The organism is Streptomyces sp. NPDC045695 (genome assembly GCF_056432025.1).
On the sequence record NZ_JBWKJU010000008.1, the window covers coordinates 195,756 to 220,941 of the forward strand.

Here is a 25,186-nt window from a genome sequence, read left to right on the forward strand (position 1 = left end):
CTGGAGGAACGTTCCGTGGGGGGTGCCGGGGGTGCCGAATGGGGGGACGTGCGGGGATGCGGGTCGTGGGGGACCGGGTCAGCGGGAGGTGTCGAACACCTCGTCGCGGGTGGCGGCGAGCGCGCTTTCCAGCGCGCCGTGCAGGACCGGCCGCTCCAGGACCTCGCCCGGGACCAGGCGCGGCCGGGAGGGGGCCAGTTCGGCCAGTTCGGCCTCCAGCAGGGCGCGCAGCGGCTCGCCGCCCGCGCCGATGGCGGCCCCGGCCAGCACCACGATCTCCGGGTCCAGCACGGCGACGAGCGAGGCGAGACCGGTGGCGAGCGCGGTGGCGTACGCCTCCAGGAAGCGCAGGTGCGGTCCCTCGGGCGTGGCGGCGGCCCGGGTGAGCAGCGCGACGGCCGCGGCGACCTCCGGGCTGTGCGGGCTCTCCGGCCGGCTGCCCTGCCCCGTGCCCGGGGCCCCGGTGACCGGCCCGGGCGCGGGCTCGACGCCCAGGTCCGCGGCGAGCCCGGGCAGGACCTCCACGCCGGCCAGTTCCTGGTAGCCGCCGGAATTGGCCCGGGTGACCTGCCGGACCAGCGGGCGGCCGGGTACGGGCAGGAAGCCCACCTCGCCCGCGCCGCCCGTCCAGCCGCGGTGCAGCCGGCCGCCGAGCACCAGCGCGGCGCCGAGGCCCTCCTCGTTCCACAGCAGCACGAAGTCCTCGTGGCCGCGTGCGGCGCCGAGGCGCTGTTCGGCGACGGCGGCGAGGTTGACGTCGTTCTCGTACCCGACGGGCATCGGCAGGGCCGCCGCCAGGTCTTCGAGCAGGGTGGGGGAGTGCCAGCCGGGGAGGTGGCTGGCGTAGCGCAGCCGGCCGGTCTGCGGGTCGAAGGCGCCGGGCGTGGCGATGACCACCCGGCGCAGGTCGCCCCGGTGCAGCCCGGCCGCCGCGGCGGCCCCGTCGAGGGCCGCGGTCACCTGCTCGACGGCCTGCGCGCCCTCGGCGTACGGGACCTCGTGGGTGGCGATCACCGTGCCGGTGAGGTCGGCGACGGCCGCCAGCACGCGTCCGGGGGTCACGTCGAGGCCGCCGACGTAGGCCGCCCGCGGGTTGATCGCGTACAGCTGGGCGCTGGGGCCGGGACGGCCGCCGTCGGTGCCGGTGGCGACGACGAGCCCGGCGCTCTCCAGGCGCGCCAGGAGCTGGGAGGCGGTGGGCTTGGACAGTCCGGTCAGGTGCCCGATGCGGGTACGGGACAGCGGGCCGTGCGTCAGCAGGAGTTCGAGTGCGGCCCGGTCGTTCATGGCGCGCAACAGGCTGGGCGTTCCGGGCGTGGCGGCGGGCATGGAGCGGTCTCTCCCTCACCGAGGCGATCTGTTAGGTAAGTTTCCTATTGCGTGCTGAGCTGTGTCAATGCCGCTGCCCCGCAGGAATGACCTGCGGGGCGTGCGGGGTCTCGTGTGGCGCGTCGCGGGGGCGGCGCCGCTACTTGGTTATGCGCGGACCGCCCGACTGCGGGATCGGGACGGTGGCCAGCGACTGCGGGGAGGTCGGGTTCGCCAGCGCGGACGGCGGGGCGACGGAGGCCGACGGGTCCGCCGGGGCCTCCTCCTCGTCCGCGGCCGGCAGCCCGCCGATGATGCCGATGCCCGCCGCGTCGAAGGCCTCCTTGATGCGCCAGCGCAGCTCCCGCTCCACCGCGAACTGCTGGCCCGGCATCGTCTTCGCGGACACCTTCACGGTCATCGAGGCGAGCAGCACCTCGTCCAGGCCCAGCAGCTCCACCGGACCCCACAGGCGCTCGTCCCACGGGGATTCCTTCGCCAGGCCGTCGGCGACGCCCTGGATCACCTCGCGGATCCGGGACATGCTCTCCGTGGGTTTGACCTGGATGGCCACGCCCGCCGTTGCCCAGCCCTGGCTGAGGTTGCCGATCCGCTTGATCTCGCCGTTGCGCACGTACCAGATCTCGCCGTTGTCCCCGCGGAGCTTGGTCACCCGCAGCCCGACCTCGACGACCTCGCCCGAGGCCACACCGGCGTCGATCTTGTCGCCGACGCCGTACTGGTCCTCCATGATCATGAAGACGCCTGACAGGAAGTCGGTCACCAGGTTGCGGGCGCCGAAACCGATGGCCACACCGGCCACACCGGCACTCGCCAGGAGCGGGGCCAGATCGATCTTCAGCGCCGCCAGGACCATCAGCGCGGCCGTGCCGAGGATCACGAAGGAAGCCACCGAACGCAGGACCGAGCCGATCGCCTCCGAACGCTGGCGCCGCCGCTCGGCATTGACCAGCAGCCCGCCGAGCGCGGTGCCCTCGACCGCCTCCGCGCTGGTGTTCATCCGGTTGATCAGCTTGGTCAGGGCCTTGCGGACCGCCGAGCGCAGCGCGGCCGCGATCACGACGATCAGCAGGATCCGCAGGCCGATGCTCAGCCAGGTGGCCCAGTTCTGCTCGATGAAGCTGGCGGCCTCGGTGACGCTCGTCTGCGCCTCCTTGACCGAGGCGGGCGCGTCCGGGACTTCGGCTGCCAGCGGCAGCGTGGCGGCGGGCCAGGGCACGACGGAAACCTCCAGGTATAGCGGTCTGCCCGCGGAACCGTGGGCGGGGCAGACCAACCACACTAACGGGGCAATCCCTTCACCATGTTTGCCGAGGGGGTCCGTGTTCGAGGGAGAGACGAGGCTCACCTGGGGATGACTGGACTGTGGTTGAAAACACCTCGGACCCGTTACGGGCGAGTGGTGGCGCTTCGACCAGCCGTAAGGAGAGACTGGAAGGCAGATCGTCCCGGCGCGAGCCACGCGCCGCCGGCGTACAAGGAGGCAGCCCGTGCCGCACGTCCTGGTCCTCAACGCGTCGTACGAACCCCTCGGCGTCGTACCGCTCCGCCGCGCGCTCGTCCTCGTCCTGGAGAACAAGGCTGTCTCCCTGGAGGAATCCGGCGCCTACCTGCACAGCGCGACCAGGGTCGTCCCCGCTCCCAGCGTGGTACGGCTCAAGCGCTTCGTGCGGGTCCCCTACCGGGGGCCCGTTCCACTCACCCGGCGCGCCCTGTTCGCGCGGGACGGTGGCCGCTGCATGTACTGCGGCGCGGTCGCCACCAGCGTCGACCACGTCATTCCGCGCAGCCGGGGCGGTCAGCACGCCTGGGACAACGTCGTCGCCGCGTGCCGGCGCTGCAACCACGTCAAGGCCGACCGGCACCTGCTGGAACTGGGCTGGCGCCTGCGCCACCAGCCGGCCCCTCCCTCGGGCCTGGCCTGGCGGATCATCGGCACGGGGCACCGCGATCCCCGCTGGATGCCGTACCTCCAGCCGTACGGTGCGCAGGACGCGCTGGAGCGGATCGGCGTCGCGGCGTCCTGACCGCGGGGCCTAGGGGATGACCGCGTACGCCTCCGCCGACCAGAGCGAGCAGCCGTACCGCGTCGCGCGGCGCTCGCACGTCACGCGGAGGAAGCGGGTGTCCGGGGCGTCCAGCCGCAGGGACTCGTGCCCGCCCCGGGAGGCCGGCACGGTGACCGCCGGGCGCCAGGTCACCCCGTCCGCGGAGGTCTCCACCCGGTACGCCGACGGGTACGCCTCCTGCCAGTGCAGCTCGAGGCGGCCGATCCGGGCCGGAGCGGGCAGCTGCGCCTGCCACCAGGTGCCGTCCACCGGCGGTGAGGACCAGCGGGTGGAGGCGGCGCCGTCCACGGCCGCCGAGGCCGGGAAACGGGGGGTCTCGTCCGCGGAGGAGGACGCCCGCGCGGTGCGCAGCAGGTCCGGGCCGCCGGTACGGAGCACCGCGCGCACCGTCAGCGTGCGGGTCTCCCCGTCGAAGGTCACCGGCACCTGGTAGCTGCCCGGCGGGGTCGTCGGCGCCACGACGACCTCCAGCGGGATCGCGACCTGGCCGCCGCGCGGGGCCACCACGGCCTGCGGGAGGCGGACTTCGACGCCCGCGGGCGGCCGCGCCGACAACGGCCCGCGGACCTCGCCGGGGCCCAGGGCGGACAGCTGCGCCGTGACCCGCTGCGGGGCGCCGCCGATCTCGGCGTCGGCCGCGTCCGCCAGCTCGAAGCGGGCCCGCGGGCCGTCGCCGAACCACGGCACCACCCGGTGCACGGCCGGCGCGGCCCCGGCGCGGGCCCAGGACAGCCGTACAGCGTCGGCGCGCAGCCCCGCCGTGTCCACCTGGGTCCAGCCCGACGCCGCAGCATCGGCGACCTTGCGCCAGCCCTCGCCCGGCACGTGGGCCTCCACCGCCGCGCCCCGCGTCCCCGCCGGGAGCGGGTCGGTCATCACCGTCACCGCCGACACCGGGCGCGGCGCGTCCAGCCGTACCGTCCAGGCCCCCTCCTCCTTCGTCACCGTGCCCGTCGTGCGGGCGACCCCGGTCCAGCCGTCCGCCTCCGCCGCCGCCTTCGTCAAGAAGGGCTCCAGGACGGCCTTGTCCACCCGGGCCGTCCCCGGCTCCGCCAGCGCCTCGCGGGCTTCGGCCAGGGCGCGGGCGGACTGCCAGGCGGCCGTTCCGTCCCCGCGGGCCTGTGCCTGGAGGACGTCCACCGCCAGTTCGCCCGCCGTTCCGTAGCGCGCCAGCCGCTCCAGCCAGGGCCCCGCCTCCTGCGACAGGCCCGGCAGCCGGGCCGGGGCCTCGCGCATCACCGTGAACGCCTTGCGCAGTGCGGTCCCGGCCGCCGGGTCGCCCGCGGCCCGTGCCCGCCAGAACTGCTCCACCAGCGGCTTCAGGTACGCCGACTCCTCCAGCTTCAGCCCCGAGGACGTGGTGTTCCCGGCCAGCGCCGCCACCGCCTCGCGGGTGCGCGGGTCGGGGCCCGCCAGCTCGCGCACCGCCGCCGCCCAGGACTCCCCGGCCCGGTAACCGCGCGGGTTCCACGCGAAGTCCGCCGCCGTGAAGAGCGGGATCCGGGACAGGGTGCCCTGCGGCATCGCGTTGGCCAGCAGCGCCGCCGAGCCGCCCGCCACCGCCGGCTCGCGGCCCGCGTACGGGCCGAGGAAGATCCGGCCCGGGTCCCAGTCGTTGACCGGGTAGTTGTCCATGGTGACCAGCCGGTGCCCCAGGGCGGAGCGCGCCCCGGACAGTTCCCTGCCCGTGATGGTGCGCGGCACCACGCCCACGCCCGTCCAGGCCACCTCCACCCGCGGGTCCAACGCGCCCGCCAGGGCCGTCCGGTAGGCGGTGGCGCCCTCCTGGTAGAACTCCGTCGGCAGCAGCGACAGCGCGGGCGCCCCGGGATACCGGGCCGCCAGGTGCGCGGCCAGCGCGCCCGCGACCTCCGCGTGCGCCTTCGCGGCCGCCGCCGGGCCCTTCCCGTACCGCTCCCGGTCGGCCCGGCAGCCCCACTCGGTGTAGCTGACGTCCTGGAACTGCACCTGGAAGGCGCGCAGTCCGAGGTCCCACATCGCGTCCAGCTTGCGCGCGAGCGCCGCCCGGTCGGCCTCCGAGGACAGGCACATCGACTGCCCGGGGGCCACCGCCCAGGCCAGGACGACCCGGTTGGCGCGGGCCCGTTCGGCCAGCGCGCGGAACTCCTCCTGCCGCTCCTTCGGGTAGTCCTGCCGCCAGGCCGTCGTGCGGTACGGGTCGTCGCCGGGCGCGAGCAGCAGCCGGTTCTGCTTGGTGCGGCCCATGAAGTCGAGCTGCGCGAGGCGCTGTTCCCGCGTCCAGGGCTCCCCGTAGAAGCCCTCGGTGATGCCGCGGACCGGCGCGGCCGGCCAGTCCCGCACCATGACCCCGGGGACCTTCCCGCCGCCCGCCGCGAGCAGCTGGCGCAGCGTCTGGGCCGCGTGGAACAGCCCCGCCTCCCCCACCCCGGACAGGGCGACCGTGTCCCGGCCGCCGGGCCGCCCCACGGCCAGCCGGTAGCCCCCGTCGGGCAGGTCACCGGCCGGCGCCGCGCCGAGCGCCCGCAACGCCTCCTGCGCGCCCGCGTCCTGGAGCCGTACGACGGTGCCCCGCGCGGGCAACGGCGCCTCGGGGGCGGGCTCGTGGAGGGTGCGTACGCCCGCCGCGCGCAGGGCGTCGCGTACGACCTGGACCGCGTACGGGTCGGCGTCGGCCGGCGCCAGCAGCACGGCCTCCTCGCCCAGCGGCACCTCGCGCGCCGCGTCGGCGGCCACCGACTGGGGCCGCGGCCACACGGCGGGCCCCTCGGCGGCCGTGCGCGGGGTCTCGGCGCCGGGGTCCAGCGCGGGCAACAAGACGTCCCCGGAGGCCGGTTCGCGGGACGGTTCGAGCGGTGCGGAGGGCGTCGCGAGGGCCCCGGGCGGCGCCGAGGCCACCGCACCGCCCAGCAAGCTCCCGATCACGGCGACGGCGGCCGCCGTGGTCCGCTTCCTGCCCCTGAGCTGCACGGATTCTCCTCGTCCCGAGACGTCACCCACTCGTACGAATGAGCCCGACCCCACCACCCGTGCGGCTGGAGTGTCAATGCGCGTGGGTGATCTCACCCGGAAACGCCAGGAATGCGATGCCCTGGACTGGGTAGGGCTGCGGTGTTCCCCGGCCGTGTCCCAGGGTGCTCGCCCGGTGTTGACCGGACGCTGACCCACCCTCATGCACAAAGGAGTGCGTCCATGGACGACCTGGCCCGGCTCGCGAACCTGCACGGCGTCGCCACCGCCTACCAGCCCGCCGCGGACGTCACCGTCGAAGTGCCGCGCGCCACGGTCGCCACCGTGCTCGGGACGCTCGGCGCGGTGACCGACACCCCCGAGGACATCCGGGTGTGCCTCGCGGAGGCCGAAGGGCAGGCGCGGGGACGGCTGTTGCCGAACGTGCTGGTGTGGTGGGCCGGTTCGCCACCGCCGGACGAGCTGGCCGCGCTGCCGGCCGGGACCCGGATCCGCGTCGAGCTGGAGGAGGCGGCGGACGGGGAGGGAACAGGGGGAACGCAGAGGCCGGAGGGAGCCGAGGTCGTCGAGGGGGTCAGCGGCCCCCACGGGCCGCTGCCCGAGGGCCTGCCGCTGGGCGTCCACCGGATCGCCGTCACCACGCCGGACGGGCGGACCGCCGAGGCCACGGTGATCCTGGCCCCGGACCGGGCCCCGGCCGCACCCGAGCGGGCCCACGGGCTGCTCGTCCAGCTCTACTCCCTGCTCTCCGAACGCTCCTGGGGCATGGGCGACCTCGGCGACCTCGCGGAGCTCGCCCGCTGGGCCGGCCGGACCCACGGCGCCGGTTTCATCCAGGTCAACCCGCTGCACGCGGCCGTGCCCGGCACCCCCACCGACCCCTCCCCGTACCGGCCCTCCTCGCGCCGCTTCCCCGACCCGGTGCACCTGCGGATCGAGGACGTCCCGGAGTACGCGCACTGCCCCGACCGCGCGGCCCTGGCCGCACTGGCCGCGCGGGGCGCGGAGCTGCGCCGCGAGGTGCTGGAGAAGGGCGCGCTGATCGACCGCGACGCCGTCTGGGCGCTGAAGAGGGCCGCCCTGGAGCTGCTGTACGCGGTCCCGCGCACGCCCGAGCGCGAGGCCGCCTACGGGGCGTTCCGCGCCGCGCAGGGCCCGTCACTGGACCGGCACGCCGCCTGGTGCGCGGCCGCGGCGGGGGAGGACCCCGGCGAGCGGGCCGATTTCCACCGCTGGCTGGTCTGGCTGACGGACGCCCAGCTGGCCGCCGCCCAGCGGGCCGCCCGGGAGGCCGGCATGACCGTCGGCATCGTGCACGACCTCGCGGTGGGGGTGCATCCCGACGGGTCGGACGCCCGGACCGGCTGCTTGCACGCCCGGGGCATCTCCGTCGGGGCGCCGCCGGACGCCTTCAACGCGCGCGGCCAGGACTGGGGGCTGCCTCCCTGGCGCCCGGACGTGCTGGCCGCCACCGCTTACGCACCCTTCCGGTCCCTGCTGCGCGGGGTGTTCCGCTACGCCGGCGCGCTGCGGATCGACCACGTGATGGGCCTGTTCCGGCTCTGGTGGATCCCGGAGGGCACCCCGCCCGCCGACGGGACGTACGTGGGCTACGACGGCGAGGCCATGCTGGCGGTCCTGGTCCTGGAGGCCCACCGGGCCGGCGCGCTGGTCATCGGCGAGGACCTCGGCACGGTGGAGCCGCGGGTGCGTCAGGAGCTGGCCCGCCGCGGGGTGCTCGGCACGTCGGTGCTGTGGTTCGAGCGGGACTGGGAGGGCGACGGCAGTCCGCTCGCGGCGGCCGCCTGGCGGGCCGACTGCCTGGCCACCGCCACCACCCACGACCTGCCGCCCACGGCGGCCAAGCTCACCGGGGGCCATGTGGAACTGCGCGACCGGCTCGGGCTGCTCACCCGTCCGGCCGAGGAGGAACGGGTGCAGGACGCGGCCGACACCGCCGAATGGCTGGAGCTGCTGGACCGGCTGGGCCTGGAGACCAAGGGCGAGGAGGCCGCCGTACAGGCGCTGTACGCCTTCCTGCTGCGCACCCCCGCGCGGCTGGTCGGCGTGTGGCTGCCGGACGCGGTGGGCGACCGGCGGCCGCAGAACCTGCCGGGCACCTGGGACCAGTACCCCAATTGGCGGCTGCCGCTCGCCGATGCCGGGGGGCGGCCGCTGACCCTGGAGGAACTGGCCGCCTCGCCCCGCGCGAACGCGCTGCTGGAGGCGGTACGGGAGGGCGGGCGGCCCCGTACGGCACCCCCGGGCGCGCGCCCCGTTTAGGTGTTCGCTACGTTTGCACCGTGGACAAGAAGAACGCTCTGCGCGCCGGCGCCGTCACGGCCGGAACGACGCTGATGATGCTGCTGATGACGTCTCCCGCCCTCGCGGTGACCCGCGACGACGGTGACGACCCGGGCCCGGGCCTGAGCATTGGCGAGACGCTCGGCCTGTACGTGGCCGCGCCGATCGTGCTGTTCCTGATCATCGCGGGTCTCGTGATGGTCGGCGACAAGTCGCGCAAGCAGCAGTAACGCCGGCTGACGTACGTCAGCCGACACGGGCCGGCCCCGCCGGTCCCGTAAGACTTCCGGGCGCCGGGGGTCCGCACGCCGATCGTGTTCCGGCCGTGCGGCGACCCCCGGCGCCTTGTCATGTCCTCTGGTCGGGTCCTCCGGTCGTGACCCACCGGGTGCCCTCTAGATGCCGGCCATCAGCTTGCGGAGCAGGCCCGTGAGGACCTCGACCTCCTCCTCGCTCAGGCCGGTGAGCGCGGCGCGCTGCACCTCCAGGCCGGCGGCCACGGCTTCGTCGATGAGGGCCAGGCCGCGGTCGGTGATCGTCACCTGGAGCCCCCGCCGGTCGTGCGGATCGGGCTTGCGGCACAGCAGCCCGGCCTTCTCCAGCTTGTCCAGACGCCCCGTCATGCCGCCCGTTGTCAGCATGAGCGTGGCCGACAGCTGGCGCGGCGAGAGCGTGTACGGGGGGCCGGAGCGCCGCAGGGTGGCGATGACGTCGAACTCCCCGCGCGAGATGCCGAAGCGGGCGTAGGCCCGTTCCATCTCGTCCCCCATGGCCCGGGCGATCCGGTAGATGCGGCCGAAGACGGCCATGGGCTCGGTGTTCAGGTCGGGGCGCACCACGTGCCACTGGGCGGTGATGGCGTCGACGGCGTCCTTGTTGGCCTCGGTCATGTCCGCAGTATCCAGCCTTCCCCAAGTCGTTCGCAAGAAAGTTGCTTGACGGAAAGTAGCTTAGGAGTAAGCTACTTTCCATCGACCTACTTCGGGGGGAAGTCACATGGAAACGAGAGCCGCGGGAGAGCGGGCCCTGCTCACCGGCATCGGCATCAGCGCGGTCGGGATCGGGATGTACGTCCCCTTCTCGCTGGTCTTCTTCCACCACGTTACCGGCCTCTCCTTCGCCCTCGTCGGCCTGGTCATGACCGTCACCGGGGTGGCCGGACTGACCGTCATGCCGCTGGCCGGCTCGGCCGTCGACCGGTTCGGCGCCAAGCGGGTCAACCTGGTGCTGTACGGGATACGGGCGCTCGGCTTCGCCCTCTACCCCTTCGCCGGGTCCCTGCCCGCCTTCGCCGCCGTCGCCCTGGTCACCGCGCTGGCCGACCGGTCCTTCTCCGTCGTCCAGCAGTCCCTCATCGGCGAGGTGGCGCGCGGCGCCGCCCGCGACCGGCTCCAGGCGTCCACCCGGGCGCTGCAGAACGCCGGGATGGGCGCGGGCGCCCTGCTCGTCTCCGGAGTGCTGGCCCTGTGGGGCACGGGCGGGTTCACCTACACCGCCTGGGGCAACGCGCTGGCCTTCGCCCTGGCCGGACTGCTCGTCAGCCGGGTCCGCCCGGTCCGCCCGGTCCGCGACACCGCGACGGGCTCCGCCGGGCGGGCGCCCGCCGGGTACCGGATGGTCCTGCGCGACCGGCCCTTCCTCGGGCTCACCGCCGCCAACTTCCTCACCGCGCTCGGCTACTCCGCCCTGTCCGTCCTCTTCCCGCTCTACCTCTCCACCTGGCTGGCGGCCCCCGACTCCCTCACCGGAGCCGCCTTCACCGTCAACACCGTCCTGTGCGCCGGGGTCGGCGTACTGATCGCCGGCCGGGTGCGCCGCTCCGGCGCCCGCCGCACCCGCTCGGCCGCCCTGGGCGCCCTGCTCTTCGCCGCCGCCTTCGTCGGGCAGATCGTGCTCGGCACGCTGCGCCCCGGCCAGAGCGTCACCCTGGTCGCCCTGCTGGTCATCGTCGTCGTCTACACCCTCGGCGAGCTGGTGCACAGCCCCTCCGGCGGCGCCCTGTCGGTCTCCGCCGCCCCCGAGCCGGTCCGGGGCCGCTACCTGGCCACCTACCAGTTGTCCTACTCGCTGGCCAGCGCCCTCGCCCCCTCCCTCTTCACCGCCCTGCTCGCCGTCGACGGCCGCCTGCCCTGGGCCGTGCTCACCGTCGCCGCGCTCGGCGCCGCCCTGGCCCTGGTCCGGCTGGAGCCGCACCTGCCGGCCGAGGCCGTGCACGCCGAGCCGCCGGTCACCACCGCCCCGCGCACGCCGGTGCCCGCCGCCGCCTGAGCCGGCGGCCTGAGGCGACCAGCCGGCCGCCCGAGCCCGCCGCCCGGGTCCCGTACGTCCCGCGTTCCCACCCGCCCGAGGAGTTCCCCGCCATGAAGCGCTTCGCCACTGTCGCCCTGACCGCCCTCGCCCCCGTCTCCTGGGGCTCGACCTACTTCGTCGCCAGCGAACTGCTGCCCCCCGACCGGCCGCTGTTCACCGGGGTCATGCGCGCCCTGCCCGCCGGACTGCTGCTGACCTCCCTGGCCCGGACCCTTCCCAAGGGCCAGTGGTGGTGGAAGTCCGCCGTCCTCGGCACGCTCAACATCGGCGCCTTCTTCCCGCTGCTGTTCCTCTCCGCCTACCGGCTGCCCGGGGGAGTCGCCGCCGTACTGGGCTCCGCCGGCCCGTTGTTCGTCGTAGGGCTCGCCGCCCTGCTCCTCGGGGAGCGCGCGCGGCTGCGCACCGTCCTGTCGGCCATCGTGGCGGCGCTGGGAGTGAGCATGGTCGTGCTCACCGCCGAGGCGGAGCTGGAAGCCCTCGGGATCGTCGCCGGCCTGGTCTCCTCCGCCTCCATGGGCGCGGGCACCGTCATGACCAAGCGCTGGGGCCGCCCCGAAGGCGTGGGGCCCCTCGCGATGACGGGCTGGCAGCTCACGGCGGGCGGGCTGGTCATCATCCCGGTCGCCGTCCTCGTCGAGGGCGCGCCGCCCGCGCTCGACGGCAACGCCCTCCTCGGTTACGGCTACATGATGCTGATCAACACGGGGATCGCCTACTGGCTCTGGTTCCGCGGCATCGGACAGCTCAGCGCCACCTCGGTCACCCTGCTCGGCCCGCTCTCCCCGCTCACCGCCGCGGTCATCGGCTGGGCCGCCCTCGGGCAGGCGCTGTCGCCCGTCCAGCTCACCGGGATGGCCCTCGCCTTCGGTGCCACCGTCGCCGGACAGCTGGCCGCCGCCCACGCCGCCCGAACGTTCACTTCTGCTGAACGATCTGATCAGAACATTTCGATAGACCTGACGGATGAGCGGGTGCGACGGTAGTCCGGCACACATCAGACCGACCCCGAGGGGGAGACGCACAGTGGCCGTCAGGGACCGCGTCCGTACCGTTTCGCACGCCGCACCCGGCAGCACGGGGAAGAAGGGCGCCGTCGGGCTCGGCGTGCTCCTCGCCCTGCTCGCGACGGTCGTCTGGTCCGGCAGCTTCGTCGCCACCCGGGGCATGGCCGAGACCGTCCCGCCCGTGCAGGCGGTCTTCTGGCGCTGGATCATCGCCCTGGTCGCCGTCGCCCCGTTCGCCGCCCGCCAGGCCTGGCGGCAGCGGCCCCTGATCCGGCGGCACCTCGGCTACATCGCCCTCGCCTCGCTGTTCGGCGTCGCCCTCTACAACACCCTGGTGCACCAGGCGGGACTGACGACCTCCGCCTCCAACATGGGCATGATCATGGCCGCCTCGCCCGTCGTCATGGCGCTCTACGCCCGCCTCGGCGGCGAACGGCTCGGAGCCCGGCGGACCTTCGGCCTGCTGCTCGCGGCCTTCGGGGTGCTGATGCTCGTCGGGGACGGCTCCCTGGGCTTCGACTTCGGCGCCGGCGACCTGTGGATGTTCGCCGCCGCCCTGTCCTTCGCCACGTACAGCGCCCTGCTGCGGCGCAAGCCCGCCGAACTGGGTCAACTGGCCTTCCTGATCACCACGTTCCTGCTCGGCGCCCTGATGCTGGCACCCGCGTACGCCGTCTCCGTCACCGTCCAGGGCGGCTTCGAGGTCACCGCCGGGACCGCCGGACCGCTGCTGTACGTCGGGGTGTTCTCCTCCGCCGTCGCCTTCTTCGCCTGGAACAAGGCCATCGCGATCATCGGCGCGGCCCGCGCCGGAGTCGTCTACTACCTCCAGCCGGTGTGCGTGGCCGCCCTGGGCTTCCTGCTGCTGGGCGAGGAGACCGGCCCGGCGCAGCTGCTGTGCATGGCGCTGATCCTCGGCGGCGTCGGGCTGGGGAGCGCCCGGCGGTAGGTTCGCCCCCATGACCGAGTGGGACATCAAGAAGCTGCGGATCCTGCGGACCCTCGCCGAACGGGGCACCGTGACCGCGACGGCCGAGGCGCTGCACATGACGCCCTCGGCCGTCTCGCAGCAACTGACCAACCTCGCCCGGGGGCTGGGCGTCGTACTGCTGGAGGCGCAGGGCCGTCGGGTCCGGCTCACCGACGCGGCCCACCTCGTACTGCGGCACGCGGAGGTCGTGTTCGCGCAGCTGGAGCGGGCCGACGCGGAGCTGGCCGGGTACCTCGCCGGGGACGCGGGCGACGTACGGGTCGGCGCCTTCTCCACCGCCGTACCGGCGCTCGTGGTCCCCGCGGTGGCGGTGCTGCGCCGGACCCACCCGGGGGTGGAGGTCCGGGTCAGGGAGACGGAGGCCGCGGAGTCGTACGAGCTCCTGTCGGCTGGGGGCGTGGACCTCGCGCTGTCCCTGGCGGCGCACGCGCCGACCGCGCGCGACCCCCGGTTCAGCCGGGTCACGCTGCTGGAGGACCCGCTGGACGTGGCCCTGCCCCCGGACCATCCGCTGGCGGACGCGGCGGACCTGCGGCTGGCCGATCTCTCCGGGGACCCGTGGATCTACGGGGGCAGCGGGCCGTGGTCGGAGATCGCGGTCGGCGCGTGCGAGGCGGCGGGCTTCGTCCCGGAGCAGGCGCACTCGGCCTCCGGCTGGACGGCCATCCTGGCCATGGTCGAGGCGGGGATGGGCGTGGCGCTGGTCCCGCGGATGGTGTCGAGCCGCGCGTCCGGAGTGGCGGTGCGGGTCCTGTCCCGCGACCGCCCCACCCGTCATGTGATCGCGGCGGTCCGCCGTGGCGCCGAGTCCGCCCCCGCGGTGGCCCACGTCCTGGACGCCCTCCGGGCCGTCGCCGGGGGCGGGCGGTAGCGCGCCGTTGCCGGGTGCGGGTGTGCCGCTGCGCGGAGCCTTCTCCCCGCCCCGCCCTTTCTCCGTGTCCCGGGCTCTGCCCGGACCCGCTCCTCAAACGCCGGAGGGGCTGAAACATCCAGCCTCGCCGGCGATTGAGGCGCGGGGTCTGGGGCGGAGCCCCAGCAGCGGCGCGAGCCGTCAGGCCTGTGCGGTAGCCGCGTCCGCGGCCTGGGCCTTCAGCGCACGCTCGACGCCCGCGCGGGACTCCGAGACCAGGCGGCGAAGGGCCGCGTTCGGCTCGGCCGAGGCCAGCCACGCGTCCGTCGCGGCCAAGGTGGCCTCGGACACCTGGAGGGACGGGTACAGACCCACCGCGATCTGCTGCGCGATCTCGTGGCTGCGGGTGTCCCAGACCTCCTTCACCGCCGCGAAGTACTTCTCGGTGTACGGGGCGAGCAGCTCGCGCTGGTCGGTCTGGACGAAGCCGCCGATCACCGCTTCCTGCACCGCGTTCGGCAGGTCGGAGGACTCCACCACCGACGCCCAGGCCGCGGCCTTGGCCTCCGCCGTCGGGCGCGCCGCCCGCGCGGTCGCCGCGTGGCGCTCACCGGCCGCCGTGGCGTCCCGCTTCAGCTCCGCCGCGATGGCCGGCTCGTCGGCGACGCCCGTCGCGGCGAGCCGCTCCAGGAACGTCCACCGCAGCTCGGTGTCGACGACCAGGCCCTCGATCTCGGCCGCGCCGTCCAGCAGCGCCGACAGGTAGGTCAGCTGTCCCTCGGTGCGGGCCGTCGCCGCGAAGGCACGCGCCCACGCCAGCTGGTGGTCGCTGCCCGGCTCGGCCGCCCGCAGGTGCTCCAGCGTGGCCTCGGTCCAGGCCGCCAGGCCCTGCTCGCGCCACGCCGGGTCGGCGTACAGGTCGATGGCCAGCTTCACCTGCCGGTGCAGCGACTGGACGACGCCGATGTCGGACTCCTTGCCGATGCCCGAGAGGACCAGCTCGAGGTAGTCGCGGGTGGCGAGCTCGCCGTCACGCGTCATGTCCCAGGCCGAGGCCCAGCACAGGGCGCGCGGCAGGGACTGCGTGAAGTCGCCGATGTGCGCCGTGACGGTGGCCAGGGACTCCTCGTCCAGGCGGACCTTCGCGTACGACAGGTCGTCGTCGTTCAGCAGCACGACCGCCGGGCGGGTGCGGCCGACGAGCTCGGGCACCGCCGTCAGCGCGCCGTCGATGTCCAGCTCGATCCGGTCGGTGCGCACGAGGGCGCCGTCCTGGAGCTCGTACAGGCCGATCGCGATCCGGTGCGGCCGCAGCGTGGACTCGCCCTTGGCGCCGGCGGGCAGCGCGGGCGCCTCCTGGCGGACGCCGAAGGCGGTGATCACACCGTCCGGGCCGGTGGTGATCTCCGGGCGCAGGACGTTGATCCCGGCCGTCTCCAGCCACGCCTTCGACCAGGCGGTCAGGTCGCGGCCGGAGGTCTCCTCCAGGGCGCCCAGCAGGTCGGACAGGCGCGTGTTCCCGAACGCGTGCGCCTTGAAGTAGGCCTGCACGCCCTTGAAGAAGGCGTCCATGCCGACGTAGGCGACGAGCTGCTTGAGCACCGAGGCGCCCTTGGCGTACGTGATCCCGTCGAAGTTGACCATGACGTCGTCGAGGTCACGGATGTCCGCCATGATCGGGTGCGTCGAGGGCAGCTGGTCCTGCCGGTACGCCCAGGTCTTCATCGAGTTGGCGAACGTGGTCCACGCGTGCGGCCACTTCGAGCCCTCCGCGTACGCCTGGCAGGCGATCGAGGTGTAGGTCGCGAAGGACTCGTTCAGCCACAGGTCGTTCCACCACTCCATGGTGACCAGGTCGCCGAACCACATGTGCGCGAGCTCGTGGAGGATCGTCTCGGCACGCACCTCGTACGACGCGTCCGTCACCTTCGAGCGGAAGACGTACTGGTCGCGGATGGTGACCGCGCCCGCGTTCTCCATCGCGCCCGCGTTGAACTCCGGGACGAAGAGCTGGTCGTACTTGGCGAAGGGGTAGTCGTAGGCGAACTTCTCCTGGAACCAGTCGAAGCCCTGCCGCGTGACGTCGAAGATCGCCTCCGCGTCGAGGAACTCGGCGAGCGAGGGACGGCAGTAGATGCCGAGCGGCACGCTCTGCCCGCCCGGGCCCTCGTAGGAGCTGTGCACCGCGTGGTACGGACCGACGATCAGCGCGGTGATGTAGGTGGAGATGCGCGGGGTCGGCTCGAAGCGCCAGACGTTGTCCTTGACGTCCGCGGGCCGGGGCGTCGGCGAGTTCGAGACGACCGTCCAGCCCTCGGGGGCCGTCACGGTGAACTGGAACGTCGCCTTCAGGTCGGGCTGCTCGAAGCTGGCGAAGACCCGCCGCGCGTCCGGCACCTCGAACTGGGTGTACAGGTAGGCCTGCTGGTCGACCGGGTCGACGAAGCGGTGCAGGCCCTCGCCGGTGTTGGTGTACGCGCAGTCCGCGACGACCCGGAGCTCGTTGGCACCGGCCGCGAGACCGGCCAGGGCGATCCGGGAGTCCCGGAAGACCTCCGCGACGTCCAGCGACTTGCCGTTCAGGACGACCTCGTGGACCGCCGGGGCGACCAGGTCGATGAAGGTCTCGGCCCCGGCCTCGGCCGACTGGAAGCGCACGGTGGTCACGGAAGGGTAGCTCCCGCCCTCCTGCGCCCCGCTGAGATCGAGTTCGATCTCGTAGGAGTCGACGGTGAGCAGCTTGGCCCGCTGCTGGGCCTCTTCACGGGTGAGGTTCGTGCCGGGCACGCGGTCATCTCCTTTGATGGTGACGTTGCCCCGCCATCCTTCCATGGGGGGCGCGTCACCGCGGCGGAGTAATCCACGGGCGAACGCGAGGTCGCAAACCCGCCGGACTTCGGCGGGCCGCGGCGGCACGCTGACGGCCATGGACATCAGGTACCGGGCGAGGCCCATCGAGGAGACGGCGCTCAAGGAGCTCCGGGTACGGGACGACGCGGGACGGCCGTGCGCCGCCTACCGGGACGAGGAGGGCGGGGCGCCGCTGAGGTGCTGCCTGCGGCCCAGCACGGCCGGCGAGCGGATCGCGCTCGTCTCGTACGCGCCGCTGCGCCGCTGGGCGGCGCACACGGGGGCCGATCCCGGCGCCTACGACGAGCAGGGGCCCGTCTTCGTCCACGCCGAGGCGTGCGCGGGGCCCGCGGAGGGCGCCGGACACCCCTTCGCCCACGCCGGGGCGCGGCGCACCGCCCGGCGCTACGACGCGCGCGGGCACATCCTCGGGGGGCGGGTCCTGGACCTCGGCGAGGATCCCGGCGGGGTGATCGAGCGGGCCCTGGACGAGGCGTTCGCCGACCCGGAGGTCGCCCTCGTACACCTGCGGGCCGCCGAGTTCGGCTGCTTCCTGTTCGAGGTCCGCAGGACCGACTCCGGCCCGGCCGGCGACTGAGGCGGGGGGCCGAGGCAAGGGTCTGGTGCAGTGCGAGGGGGGCGGGTGCCGTGTGGCGCCCGCCCCCCTGCCGTCGTGCCGCCCGCAGGGTCAGCCGCGCAGCTCCTCGGCCACGAGCTCGGCGATCTGGACCGCGTTCAGGGCCGCGCCCTTGCGCAGGTTGTCGTTCGAGAGGAACAGCGCGAGGCCGTTCTCGACCGTCTCGTCCACGCGGATGCGGCCCACGTACGAAGCGTCCTTGCCGGCGGCCTGGAGGGGGGTGGGGATCTCCGCGAGCTCGACGCCGGGGGCGTCCTTGAGGAGCTCGTAGGCGCGCTCGACGCTGATCGGACGCTCGAAGCGGGCGTTGACCTGGAGCGAGTGGCCCGCGAAGACCGGCACGCGCACGCAGGTGCCCGAGACCTTGAGCTCAGGGATCTCCAGGATCTTGCGGGACTCGTTGCGGAGCTTCTGCTCCTCGTCGGTCTCGAAGGAGCCGTCCTCGACGATCGAGCCCGCGAGCGGGATCACGTTGTAGGCGATCGGGCGCTTGTAGACGGCCGGCTCCGGGAAGTCCACCGCGTCGCCGTCGAAGGTCAGCTGGTCGGCGGCCTCGGACACCGCGCAGGCCTGGCCCTTGAGCTCGGCGACGCCCGCCAGGCCCGAGCCGGAGACGGCCTGGTAGGTGGTGGCGATCAGCGCGGACAGGCCGGCCTCCTCGTGCAGCGGGCGCAGCACGGGCATCGCGGCCATGGTGGTGCAGTTCGGGTTCGCGATGATGCCCTTGGGGCGGTTCTTGATCGCGTGCGGGTTGACCTCGGAGACGACGAGGGGGACGTCGGGGTCCTTGCGCCAGGCGGAGGAGTTGTCGATCACGACGGCGCCCTGCGAGGCGACCTTCTCGGCCAGGGCCTTGGAGGTGGCGCCGCCCGCGGAGAAGAGCACGATGTCCAGGCCCGAGTAGTCGGCCGTGGAGGCGTCCTCGATGGTGATCTCCCGGCCCTCCCATACGAGGGTGGAGCCCGCGGAACGGGCCGAGGCGAACAGCCGCAGCTCGTCCACCGGGAACTTCCGCTCGGCGAGGATGCCGCGCATGACTCCGCCGACCTGTCCGGTGGCTCCGACGATTCCGACCCTCACGGTGACTCCTTTGGTACGTACGACGCGGGCGCGCGTGGAGCCATCATGCGTTCGACCCCATGAGCCTTGTCCAATCCATTGTCCGTAGTACGGACGATCTGGCGTAGCGGACGGGTTCCCGGGCCGGGACAGCGCGAAGGGGCGGGTGCTCGGTCCGAGCACCCGCCCCTCCGTCATGCGGTCATGCGGTCACACCGTGACGTGCGCGTGGCGCGTTACGGCAGGACCTTCTCGATCTGCACGCTGCCGGTGCCGGCGGCGGTGCCGCGGGCGTTCAGCAGCTGGACCTGGCCGAAGAACTGCCGGCCCTCGGGAGCCGGGCTGCTGACCAGGACGTTCGCCGAGACCTGCGCGGTGGCGCCGGTGGCGAGGTTCACCGCGGCGGCCTCGTCGACCTGGACGGAGCCCAGGGCGGCCGAGAAGAACACGTCGCGGTAGTCGTAGGTGGTGGAGCCGGACGGGACCGCGTAACCGATCACCTTGACGGTGTAGGTGCCCGCGGCCGGGTTCGCCAGGCTCACGGCCTCCTCGGAGTCGCCGTCGGCGGAGGAGCCGACCTTGACGCCGTCCTTGTAGACCTCCAGGTCGAGGTCGGCGGCGGTGTCGGACACCTTGCCGATGGCGACGTCGAGGCGCGAGGTGCCCTCGGCGACCGTGACCTCGGTGGTGTGGGTCTCACCGTTCGCGATGGTCGGCTTGGCGACCTTCGCCGAGCCGAGCGCACCGCCCTTGAGCTTGCCGCCGGTGATGGCCGCGCCGTCGTTCTTGACGCTCCACTGGACCGGAGCCGGGGTGCCCTGCTTGACCTCGGGCAGGACCTTGACCGCGGGGTCGAAGGCCGCGCCGAGCACGGAGACGTCCAGCTTGTACGGGTTGTCCAGGACCGCGGACGTACGGCGCGCCTCGACCTCGATCTCCCAGACACCCGGCGTCGGCTCGGGGTACGAGCGCACGTCGGGGCGGCAGGTGTTGGCCGGGTTGTCGTAGTTCGGGTAGCAGTTGACCGTGGACGTCGGGTCCAGCGGCGTGCCGTACGGGTGGATCGAGATGAAGCGGGTCTGGCTGCCGGCCGCGAGACCGCCGAGGGCGACCTCAAGGCTCTTCGCGCCCTGCGGGACGGTCACGAAGTACGACTTGTGGCTGTTGCGCTGCACGGAGGAGGTCTCCGACAGGGCGAAGGACGGCGAGCCCAGCGGGGCCGCCGCGACCACGGTCGTCAGGATCTGCTTGTCGATGCCCTCGGTGGTCTCGTCGTCCAGCTGCAGGATGCCGCTGTGGACGCCGCCCGACGTGGCGTTGGCCTCGACCTTGATCGTGACGGGCTTGTTCAGCGGCAGGGTGACGTAGTCGTAGCCGCCGATGACCTTGAAGGTCCCGTCGTTGTTGCGCCAGCTCAGGTTGTGCCGGGTGCCGTACTTGACGCCCGTGGTGCGGGTGACGACGACGTTGTAGACCTTCTTCTGGCCGACCTTGAGGCCGCCCTCGCGGTCGTACAGGCCGGTGCCGAAGCCCGGGGTCTTCAGGAACTGGTCGATCGCGGTGTCGACCGGCGCCTTGACCGTGTACTCGTTGGCCTTCGCGTCGCGCTGGATGGACTCCCACGCGCCGGGGACGTTGATCAGACCCGAGCCCTGCGCGTGCGCGGGAACGTCGGCGATCTTCTTGGCGGTGCTGGTGAGCGCGACCCGCAGGGAGGCCGGCGTCAGCTTGATGTTCTGCTGCTTCGCGGCCGAGATCAGCAGGGCGCTGGCGCCCGCCGCCTGCGGCGAGGACATCGAGGTGCCCTGGAGCATGCCGTAACCGGCCGGCAGGTCGTAGCCCGCCTCCTTCACCGGCGCGCCGGGCAGCCAGGTCTGGATGGTGTTGATCGAGGCACCGGGGGCGGTGATGGTCGGCGTGAAGCCGCCGTCCTCACGCGGACCGCGCGAGGAGAACGGGAACATGTTGTACTTCGTCGCCACGCCGGAGCCGTAGTTGGCGGCCCAGGTCTCCTTGGAGACCGCGGCGCCCACGGAGATGACCTTGTCCGCGAGGGCCGGGTCGCCGATGGTGTTGACGCCCGGGCCCGAGTTGCCGGCCGAGATGACCAGCTGGACGCCGTAGGTGTCGATGAGGTTCCTGTACAGCTCCGAACGGGCGTTGTTGCCGTCGTTCAGCGCCGGGAGACCACCGATGGACATGTTGACGATGTCCACGCCGCGGTTGACGACGAGGTCGATCATGCCCTCGGTCAGCGCGATGTTGGTGCAGCCGCCCGACCAGGAGCAGGCGCGCGAGGAGACGAGCTTGGCGCCGGGCGCCTCGCCGTTCATCTTGCCGCCGAACAGGCCGTTGGCGGAGGTGATGCCGGCGACGTGCGTGCCGTGCTCGGACTCGATGATGCCGACGTTGACGAAGTCGGCCTTCTTGCCGACCCAGTCACCGCCCAGCGGGTCCATCGGGACGTCCTTGCGGATCTCGATCACGAACGGGATGCGCTCGGCGACGTCGGTCGCCGGGTTGTCCGTGCCGAAGTAGCCGACCTGGTAGCCGTCCTTGTACGGCTTCATCGGCTCGTTGTTCGTGAAGTCGTTGTCCTGGTCGGTGTCGACGCGGACGGTGCCGGCGGCGACGTCGTAGAGCATGCCGAACCGGTCGGTGGTGTCCCCGTCCCGGTTGACGTCGCCCTTCATGTCGCCGGTGGCGGTGATCGACTCCGTGAAGCGGCTCCACTGGAAGGAGCCCTCGGGGGCCTTCCAGCTGGCCCCGCCCGCGGTGAAGGTGCCGCCGGCGGAGGTCACCGGGGTGATCTGGGCGCGCCAGGTGGCGTCGCTGTCGGCGATCGGGTCGGTGGCCGTCACCCAGTCGACGATCTTGCGCTCGCCGGTGGTGGTCTTCTGCAGTGCCGGGTGGCCGAGGTCGACGCCCGAGTCCATGATGCCGATGGTGACGCCGCGTCCGTCGGCCTGCGGGTTGTGCTCGACGAACTCCACCGCGCCCGTCTCGAAGGACGGGTTGTACGGGTTCTTCGCCGGGGTGTTCTTGTCCGGCGCCGGGTAGGTCTCGGCCGCGGTCCGCTTGACCGTGCCGCTCTCGCGGTCGGCGTCGGGACGCGGGTCCGGCAGCTGGATCTCGTGCCGCAGGTCGATGCCGTGCACCGAGGACAGCTTGGCGGCCGCCTTCAGGGCGGCCTCCGCCCCGCCGGTGGGCAGGGTGGCGCGGACGTAACCGAGCTTGTCGTACGTCTGGCCCACCGAGGCGCCGGGGACGGCGTCGAGCTGGTCGGCCACCTGCCTGGTCTGGCCGGGGGCGGTCGCGACCATGACGGTGACGTTCGCGTCACCCTTGGCCTTGGCCTCCTGGAGCAGCTCGGCGTCGGCCGAACCGAGCTTCTGGTCAGCCGACTTGACCGCCGGGGTGGTGCCGGGCGCGTCGGAGCCGGTCGCGGCGAAGACGGGCGCGGCGCCGGTGGCCGCGAGTGCGGCGACCAGGCCGGCCGCGGCCGCGACGCGTGCGACGCGTCTGGCCCCGGGTATGGAGCTGGGGGATTCGAGGGTCATCAGCATCCCTGGTAAGTGAAAGATACGGTCCGGATTTCGGTGCCGGATGACCGGTCAGACTGTCGTACGTGACAGCTGTTTGGGAACGGTTGTCATTGACCGAGACCTGTCATGGCGGAGACTCGCCAGCGGGGGACATGCGCCATCGCGGCCGTACCGGGGCACAGTGGTGCGAACCTCAGGGTCTGAAGAGTTGACTTGTCGACATGGTGGCCATGCGTCAGCACCGGAACGCGGTCGCGTCCCGGTGGGGGTGTGACAGATTTCGCGCGTTCAGCGCTCGCGCGTGCGCGCGTAGTGGCGAGAGGCCTTCGCCCGGTTTCCGCAGACGGCCATCGAGCACCAGCGCCGGGTGCCGTTGCGCGAGACGTCGTGGAAGTGCAGGAGGCAGGTCGCGGAGGCGCACTTGCGGATCCGGTCGGGCCCTGACCCCAGGAGTTCCAGGTAGTTCCGGGCGGCCGTCCAGGCCGGACCCCAGGTCCGGTCGTCGAACTCGGTGCGCTCGCCGATGCCTTGGGCGCTCAGCGTGGGCCGGATCCGGCCGTGCTCCAGCACCGCGTCGACCAGGGCCCGCGCGCTCTCGTCGGCAGGGTCGGCCACCGCCCGGGCCAGGGCCTCGCGGGCGGTCAGCAGGTGGACGAGGGTCGGGGCGTCCGCGCGGAACCGGCCGGCCAGGCCGGTGCTCTCCAGCCACACCGCGAGCCCTTCGAGCCGCGACAGCCCGGCGGCGCCCGCGAAGAGGTCGTGCGGTCCTCCCTCGCCGGCCCAGCGGGTGTTCAGCAGGTCGAGGGCGACCGGCTCCCCGGTCAGGGGTCGTGGGTCCGCCGCCGTCATGTCTCCGCACCTCCCGTCGCCGCGCCGCTAACCCCTCAAGGGTACGTGGCCGGTTGACGACCTGATCTCTAACCTTTAACTTGAGTTTAGAAGGTTAGAGAATTCCTCTGGGGAAGGTACTGCCATGACGCACGTCATCAGCAAGCTCCGCACCGGCCACGTGGGCCTGAACGTCACCGATCTGGACCGGTCGCTCGCCTTCTACGGGGACGCCCTCGGCTTCCAGGTACTGGCCGAGGGCAAGGAGGAGGGCCGCCGCTTCGCCCTGCTCGGCCAGGACGGCGAGCTGGTCCTCACCCTGTGGCAGCAGGCCGACGGCGCCTTCGCGCCGGCCTCGGCCGGACTGCACCACCTGGCCTTCTCGGCCGGTGAGATCGCGGAGGTGCGGGAGTACGAGGAGCGGCTGCGCTCGCTGGGCGTGGGCTTCGCGTACGAGGGCGTCGTCGCCCACCGCGAGGGCGCGTCCTCCGGCGGGATCTTCTTCCACGACCCGGACGGCACCCGCCTGGAAATCTCCGTACCGACCGGCGCCGAAGGCTCGTCCGCCCCTGTCACAGGGGCCCCGACCTGCGGATTCTTCTAATGAGCAGCAGCGCGTACCACGCGGGCCCGCTGGCCGTGCAGGAACGGGTCGGCGTACGGGAGCTGGCCGAGCGCGTCGGCCGCTCGATCGGCACGGGCATCCGGGACGTCGCCGCGGCGTTCCTCGCCCTCCAGCCGCACCTGGTCGTCGGCGCCGCCGACGGCGCGGGCCGGATGTGGGCCTCGCTGCTCACCGGGGAGCCCGGTTTCGTACGGGCCACCGGGCCCGACCGGGTCACGGTCGCCGGGGGGCTGCCGGCGGGGGACCCGCTGGAGGAGGCGCTGGCCACCGCCGGGACCCGGGTCGGCACCATCGCGCTCGACCCGCGCACCCGGCGCCGGATGAGGCTGAACGGGACCCTTGAGGTGACCGGGCGCGGCTTCGCCGTCCGCGCCGAGCAGGTGTTCTCCAACTGCCCGAAGTACCTGCAGAAGCGGCAGCCGCTGGAGCCGGTCGCCGAGGGAACCGGTGTCCTGCGGCGGGGGGACGCGCTGACCCCCGGCCAGGAGCGGGCCGTCCGGGCCGCCGACACCTTCTTCGTCGCCACCACGGCGGAGGCGGACGGGGCCGACGCCAGCCACCGGGGCGGGCTGCCGGGCTTCGTGGACGTGTCCTCGCCGGGAGAGCTGACCTGGCCGGACTACGCGGGCAACGCCATGTTCCTCACCCTGGGGAACCTGGCGGCCGATCCGCGGGCCGGGCTGCTCTTCCCGGACTGGGAGAGCGGGGCGCTGCTCCAGCTCAGCGGCCGGGCGCGGATCGAGTTCGGGGCCGACGGGGAGCGGCGCGTCCGCTTCCACGTGGAATCGGTGGTGGAGAGTGCGCATCAGGGGCGGCTGCGGTGGAGCGCCCCGGAGTACTCGCCTCACCTGGGCAGCACCACCAGGTAGGCGGCCGGCTCGCGGTCGCCGCAAGCCGTCAGGGCGGTCCGCACGACCGCGGCCTGCTGCTCGGGCCAGTCGCACAGCTTGCGCGGGGTGACGTGGATGACGGTCACTCCGAGCCGCTCCAGCGTCTCCCGCTTGCGCACGCACTCGGACCAGTCCTCGTCCTCGCCCTGGCGCGGGGCCCGGGTGTCGATCTCCACGGCCACGGCGTGCTCGGGCCAGTACGCGTCGACCCCGCCGAGGTGCGGGCCGCCGGGCAGCCGCAGGTCCACGTTCCAGACGGGTTCGGGCAGCTCGTAGCCCCGTACGAGGTGGTAGAGCCGGTCCTCGGCGAGGGCCCGGCCCTCCGCGAGGAGCGACTCGACGGCGTCGACCACGTGCGGCCGGTTCAGCAGCCGGCCCACCGTCAGCTCCCGTACGACCGCGGCCGGTTCGCAGTGGCCGCCGCGCACGGCCTCGCTGAGCATGCGGCGTACGGTACCGGCGTCCTCCAGCTGCGCGACGGCGTCGGCCACGGCCCGCGCGACGGGCGCCACGGGCAGCCCGGTGACCTCCTGGGGCCGGGGCGGGGTGTGGGAGCGCACGATCCGTACGTCCCCCGTGGACCGCAGCCGCCGGGTGCCGGGCACCAGCACGTCGATGTGCGAGAGCGCGGGCAGCGCCGGCACGGAGGTGAACCCGTGCAGGGCGAGCGCCGCCAGCCCGGTGATCATGGCTTCCCCGCTGCCGCGCCGCTCCGCGTACAGCAGTGCGGCGTGCAGCCGCTCCTCGCTGGTCGCGGGCCCGGAGTGGAGGAGGAACACCCCCGGCAGGATCTGCCGCCAGGGCCGGCCGGCGGCGTCGGAGGCCGTGACTCCGTGCTCGCGCAGCTGGGCGAGGCTCAGCACGCGGGGGCGGGTGCCGGTGAGGTGGGCGAGGGGGAGGGGTGCGTTCTGGTTCATGACGCGGTGATTCCCTCAGGCCACGGCCT

The 25,186-nt window shown here is 73.4% G+C and carries 19 protein-coding genes; 10 read left to right on the forward strand and 9 right to left on the reverse strand.

The features are described 5' to 3' along the window. Positions 1-78: 78 nt before the first annotated feature. Positions 79-1,329, reverse strand: coding sequence for an ROK family transcriptional regulator (locus AC07DU_RS16950; protein ID WP_479035234.1), 1,251 nt, complete (start codon positions 1,327-1,329; stop codon positions 79-81). Between the two features lie 139 nt (positions 1,330-1,468). Next, a complete protein-coding gene (locus tag AC07DU_RS16955; RefSeq protein WP_360892753.1) occupies positions 1,469-2,548 on the reverse strand; it encodes a mechanosensitive ion channel family protein in 1,080 nt (359 codons plus the stop codon). 271 nt (positions 2,549-2,819) lie between these two features. On the opposite strand from AC07DU_RS16955, the gene AC07DU_RS16960 reads away from it, so the two are divergent. Next, the gene (locus tag AC07DU_RS16960; protein WP_360892756.1) at positions 2,820-3,356 is read left to right on the forward strand and encodes an HNH endonuclease; all 537 of its coding nucleotides are present in this window, start codon (positions 2,820-2,822) and stop codon (positions 3,354-3,356) included. Between the two features lie 9 nt (positions 3,357-3,365). Here AC07DU_RS16960 and AC07DU_RS16965 read toward each other — a convergent pair whose 3' ends face one another. Continuing rightward, on the reverse strand, positions 3,366-6,347 hold the full coding sequence (locus AC07DU_RS16965) for a beta-N-acetylglucosaminidase domain-containing protein (RefSeq protein ID WP_479112072.1): 2,982 nt from the start codon (positions 6,345-6,347) through the stop codon (positions 3,366-3,368). A gap of 222 nt (positions 6,348-6,569) precedes the next feature. Here AC07DU_RS16965 and AC07DU_RS16970 point away from each other — a divergent pair, with 222 nt between their 5' ends. Together AC07DU_RS16970 and AC07DU_RS16975 are read left to right on the forward strand one after the other, a co-directional pair. After that, positions 6,570-8,630, forward strand: coding sequence for a 4-alpha-glucanotransferase (locus AC07DU_RS16970; RefSeq protein ID WP_479112074.1), 2,061 nt, complete (start codon positions 6,570-6,572; stop codon positions 8,628-8,630). 20 nt (positions 8,631-8,650) lie between these two features. Continuing rightward, positions 8,651-8,881, forward strand: coding sequence for a hypothetical protein (locus AC07DU_RS16975; protein ID WP_360892764.1), 231 nt, complete (start codon positions 8,651-8,653; stop codon positions 8,879-8,881). A gap of 165 nt (positions 8,882-9,046) precedes the next feature. Here the strand turns inward: AC07DU_RS16975 and AC07DU_RS16980 are convergent, their stop codons facing one another. Beyond that, the gene (locus AC07DU_RS16980; protein ID WP_360892767.1) at positions 9,047-9,541 is read right to left on the reverse strand and encodes a MarR family winged helix-turn-helix transcriptional regulator; all 495 of its coding nucleotides are present in this window, start codon (positions 9,539-9,541) and stop codon (positions 9,047-9,049) included. Positions 9,542-9,647: 106 nt separating this feature from the next. Here AC07DU_RS16980 and AC07DU_RS16985 point away from each other — a divergent pair, with 106 nt between their 5' ends. The 4 genes from AC07DU_RS16985 to AC07DU_RS17000 all read left to right on the forward strand — a co-directional run bounded on the left by AC07DU_RS16985 (position 9,648) and on the right by AC07DU_RS17000 (position 13,827). Continuing rightward, positions 9,648-10,919 carry an MFS transporter gene (locus tag AC07DU_RS16985; RefSeq protein ID WP_479112077.1) on the forward strand — a complete coding sequence of 424 codons (1,272 nt, stop codon included), beginning with the start codon at positions 9,648-9,650 and terminating at the stop codon, positions 10,917-10,919. 92 nt (positions 10,920-11,011) lie between these two features. After that, positions 11,012-11,944, forward strand: a complete 933-nt coding sequence (locus AC07DU_RS16990; protein WP_479112079.1) for an EamA family transporter — start codon at positions 11,012-11,014, stop codon at positions 11,942-11,944. A gap of 40 nt (positions 11,945-11,984) precedes the next feature. After that, complete coding sequence (locus AC07DU_RS16995; RefSeq protein WP_479112081.1) at positions 11,985-12,914, forward strand: DMT family transporter; 930 nt, start codon at positions 11,985-11,987, stop codon at positions 12,912-12,914. Between the two features lie 10 nt (positions 12,915-12,924). Next, positions 12,925-13,827 carry a LysR family transcriptional regulator gene (locus tag AC07DU_RS17000; RefSeq protein WP_479112083.1) on the forward strand — a complete coding sequence of 301 codons (903 nt, stop codon included), beginning with the start codon at positions 12,925-12,927 and terminating at the stop codon, positions 13,825-13,827. 180 nt (positions 13,828-14,007) lie between these two features. On the opposite strand, the gene pepN is transcribed toward AC07DU_RS17000, so the two are convergent. After that, the gene (pepN, locus tag AC07DU_RS17005) at positions 14,008-16,593 is read right to left on the reverse strand and encodes an aminopeptidase N (protein WP_479112085.1); all 2,586 of its coding nucleotides are present in this window, start codon (positions 16,591-16,593) and stop codon (positions 14,008-14,010) included. A 139-nt stretch (positions 16,594-16,732) separates the two neighbouring features. Between pepN and AC07DU_RS17010 the strand changes: the two genes are divergently transcribed. Continuing rightward, complete coding sequence (locus AC07DU_RS17010) at positions 16,733-17,254, forward strand: DUF1203 domain-containing protein (RefSeq protein ID WP_479035265.1); 522 nt, start codon at positions 16,733-16,735, stop codon at positions 17,252-17,254. Between the two features lie 90 nt (positions 17,255-17,344). On the opposite strand, the gene AC07DU_RS17015 is transcribed toward AC07DU_RS17010, so the two are convergent. From AC07DU_RS17015 to AC07DU_RS17025, 3 genes are all read right to left on the reverse strand, one after another. Further along, positions 17,345-18,373: an aspartate-semialdehyde dehydrogenase gene (locus AC07DU_RS17015; RefSeq protein ID WP_479112087.1), complete on the reverse strand. Its 1,029-nt coding sequence runs from the start codon at positions 18,371-18,373 to the stop codon at positions 17,345-17,347. Between the two features lie 215 nt (positions 18,374-18,588). Next, a complete protein-coding gene (locus tag AC07DU_RS17020) occupies positions 18,589-21,912 on the reverse strand; it encodes a S8 family serine peptidase (protein ID WP_479112089.1) in 3,324 nt (1,107 codons plus the stop codon). A gap of 273 nt (positions 21,913-22,185) precedes the next feature. Next, positions 22,186-22,746 (reverse strand): CGNR zinc finger domain-containing protein, encoded by a 561-nt coding sequence (locus tag AC07DU_RS17025; RefSeq protein ID WP_479035274.1) that lies wholly within the window; start codon positions 22,744-22,746, stop codon positions 22,186-22,188. Between the two features lie 124 nt (positions 22,747-22,870). Between AC07DU_RS17025 and AC07DU_RS17030 the strand changes: the two genes are divergently transcribed. Both AC07DU_RS17030 and AC07DU_RS17035 read left to right on the forward strand, forming a co-directional pair. Further along, a complete protein-coding gene (locus tag AC07DU_RS17030; RefSeq protein WP_479112091.1) occupies positions 22,871-23,329 on the forward strand; it encodes a VOC family protein in 459 nt (152 codons plus the stop codon). Then, positions 23,329-24,219, forward strand: a complete 891-nt coding sequence (locus AC07DU_RS17035; RefSeq protein WP_479112093.1) for a pyridoxamine 5'-phosphate oxidase family protein — start codon at positions 23,329-23,331, stop codon at positions 24,217-24,219. Before AC07DU_RS17030 ends, AC07DU_RS17035 begins: the two co-directional genes overlap by 1 nt. Here the strand turns inward: AC07DU_RS17035 and AC07DU_RS17040 are convergent. After that, positions 24,195-25,157, reverse strand: coding sequence for a hypothetical protein (locus AC07DU_RS17040; protein ID WP_479112095.1), 963 nt, complete (start codon positions 25,155-25,157; stop codon positions 24,195-24,197). The genes AC07DU_RS17035 and AC07DU_RS17040 overlap by 25 nt on opposite strands. Between the last annotated feature and the right edge of the window lie 29 nt (positions 25,158-25,186).

Bases quoted from the DNA above. Each gene is read 5' to 3' on its own strand.
- AC07DU_RS16950 (WP_479035234.1), bottom strand. From the start codon at position 1,329: ATGCCCGCCGCCACGCCCGGAACGCCCAGCCTGTTGCGCGCCATGAAC.
- AC07DU_RS16970 (WP_479112074.1), top strand. From the start codon at position 6,570: ATGGACGACCTGGCCCGGCTCGCGAACCTGCACGGCGTCGCCACCGCC.
- AC07DU_RS16980 (WP_360892767.1), bottom strand. From the start codon at position 9,541: ATGACCGAGGCCAACAAGGACGCCGTCGACGCCATCACCGCCCAGTGG.
- AC07DU_RS16985 (WP_479112077.1), top strand. From the start codon at position 9,648: ATGGAAACGAGAGCCGCGGGAGAGCGGGCCCTGCTCACCGGCATCGGC.
- AC07DU_RS16990 (WP_479112079.1), top strand. From the start codon at position 11,012: ATGAAGCGCTTCGCCACTGTCGCCCTGACCGCCCTCGCCCCCGTCTCC.
- AC07DU_RS17000 (WP_479112083.1), top strand. From the start codon at position 12,925: ATGACCGAGTGGGACATCAAGAAGCTGCGGATCCTGCGGACCCTCGCC.
- AC07DU_RS17010 (WP_479035265.1), top strand. From the start codon at position 16,733: ATGGACATCAGGTACCGGGCGAGGCCCATCGAGGAGACGGCGCTCAAG.
- AC07DU_RS17020 (WP_479112089.1), bottom strand. From the start codon at position 21,912: ATGACCCTCGAATCCCCCAGCTCCATACCCGGGGCCAGACGCGTCGCA.
- AC07DU_RS17025 (WP_479035274.1), bottom strand. From the start codon at position 22,746: ATGACGGCGGCGGACCCACGACCCCTGACCGGGGAGCCGGTCGCCCTC.
- AC07DU_RS17030 (WP_479112091.1), top strand. From the start codon at position 22,871: ATGACGCACGTCATCAGCAAGCTCCGCACCGGCCACGTGGGCCTGAAC.
- AC07DU_RS17035 (WP_479112093.1), top strand. From the start codon at position 23,329: ATGAGCAGCAGCGCGTACCACGCGGGCCCGCTGGCCGTGCAGGAACGG.
- AC07DU_RS17040 (WP_479112095.1), bottom strand. From the start codon at position 25,157: ATGAACCAGAACGCACCCCTCCCCCTCGCCCACCTCACCGGCACCCGC.